Origin of the sequence: Prevotella sp. HJM029, from assembly GCF_000599605.1 — a bacterium.
GTDB lineage: Bacteria > Bacteroidota > Bacteroidia > Bacteroidales > Bacteroidaceae > Prevotella.
In genome coordinates this window covers 1-539 of record NZ_AZHT01000114.1, presented here as the reverse complement: position 1 = coordinate 539, position 539 = coordinate 1, and the positions used below count along the sequence as shown (strand labels likewise).

At 44.3% G+C, this 539-nt stretch carries 1 protein-coding gene; it reads left to right on the top strand.

Annotated elements, in window-relative coordinates; genetic code table 11:
• Positions 1-539: tyrosine-type recombinase/integrase (locus X919_RS0105985; protein ID WP_028899402.1), on the top strand; the 539-nt coding region annotated here is incomplete at both ends.

Genomic DNA, 539 nt, shown 5'->3' with positions numbered 1-539 from the left:
ATGAGCAAGGCGGAACTGCAAGCCGTCAAGGAAAGCGTTGGAAAGTCAAGGGCAGAGGGGACTTATCTGACCCTTTACTATTCTGATAGAAATCTCCGAGAATTTATCGATAACAAAGGAGTACAAGACATATCTATCGCCACCATTACGGAGAGTTTGTTCGAGGAATACCGTTTCTTCCTAAAAAAGCGTGGGCTGAAAGCATCGACTATCAATACTAACCTCTGTTGGTTGAGTCGACTGATGTTTCGTGCGGTCAGCAAGAGGATTATCCGCTGCAATCCCTTTGAAAACGCCAAGTATGAGAAGGAGGAAAAGAAGATACGTTTTCTGCAAAAGAGCGATGTAATGAAACTCATGGCAATGACGATGAACGACAGAGATTCGGAATTGGCACGGCTGATGTTTGTCTTTTCATGCTTCACAGGGTTGGCTATCGCTGATATGGAAAATTTGGAATACAGCCATATCCAAACAGCAGCGGATGGACAGATGTATATACGCAAGGAGCGTCAGAAGACAAAGGTTGAGTTTGTCGT